We start from the raw sequence: 1,147 nt of genomic DNA, 5'->3' as shown, positions 1-1,147 counted from the left end.
GCAGAAGCAATCGACTTCATGGAATACTACGGTCGCCAAATGCTACGCATTAAAGACGGGCAACCAGTAGAAAGCCGTCCAGGTGAATACAACCGTTATGACTACATTCCATTAGGAATTGGTATCGTCATATCTCCTTGGAACTTCCCATTTGCGATTATGGCTGGTACAACAGTCGCTGCATTAGTAACAGGGAACACAGTGTTATTAAAACCAGCGTCAACAACGCCAGTTATTGCATATAAATTTATTGAAGTATTAGAAGAAGCTGGTCTTCCAGCAGGTGCTGTTAACTTCGTACCAGGTTCTGGTGCTGAAGTAGGTGACTACTTAGTTGATCATCCTAAAACACGCTTCATCAGCTTCACAGGTTCACGTGATGTCGGCTTACGTATCAACCAACGTGCATCTGTGTTAAATGAAGGCCAAATTTGGATTAAACGTGTTATCGCTGAAATGGGCGGTAAAGATACAATCGTAGTGGATAAAGAAGCAGATTTAGAATTAGCTGCACAATCCATCGTGAAATCAGCATTTGGTTTCTCAGGTCAAAAATGTTCAGCATGTTCTCGTGCTGTCATCGTAGAAGATGTCTATGACCAAGTAGTAGAGCGCGTTGTTGAATTAACAAACGCTTTAACAGTTGGGGACCCAACAGACTTCAGCAATTTCATGGCAACAGTTATCGACCAAGCCGCTTTCAACAAAATTACTGAGTACATCGAAATCGGTAAAGGCGAAGGCCGTCTAGTAGCTGGTGGTACTGCTGACGATTCAGTCGGTTACTTCGTGCAACCAACTGTGTTCGCTGACGTTGATCCTTCAGCTCGTATTATGAAGGAAGAAATCTTCGGACCAGTTGTTGCGATTGCAAAAGCAAAAGACTTTGACCAAGCAATTGACATCGCAAACGACACAGAATACGGCTTAACAGGTGCAGTTATCACTAAAAACCGTATGAATTTAGAAAAAGCACGTCAAGAATTCCATGTAGGAAACCTTTACTTCAACCGTGGCTGTACAGGTGCAATCGTAGGTTACCAACCATTCGGTGGCTTCAACATGTCAGGTACAGACTCAAAAGCTGGTGGCCCAGACTACCTACAACTGCATATGCAAGCTAAAACAACTTCAGAAATGCTTTAAT

The 1,147-nt window shown here is 43.0% G+C and carries 1 protein-coding gene; it reads left to right on the top strand.

Annotated elements, in window-relative coordinates:
- Window positions 1-1,146: L-glutamate gamma-semialdehyde dehydrogenase (locus CD31_RS00210; RefSeq protein WP_036074785.1), on the top strand; the 1,146-nt coding region annotated here is incomplete at its 5' end.
- Window position 1,147: the final 1 nt, after the last annotated feature.

This window comes from Lysinibacillus boronitolerans JCM 21713 = 10a = NBRC 103108, assembly GCF_000772935.1.
In the GTDB taxonomy this organism is placed as follows: Bacteria; Bacillota; Bacilli; order Bacillales_A; family Planococcaceae; genus Lysinibacillus; species Lysinibacillus boronitolerans.
Note: the sequence above shows the minus strand (reverse complement) of the source record. Positions and strands in the feature narration are given on the sequence as shown.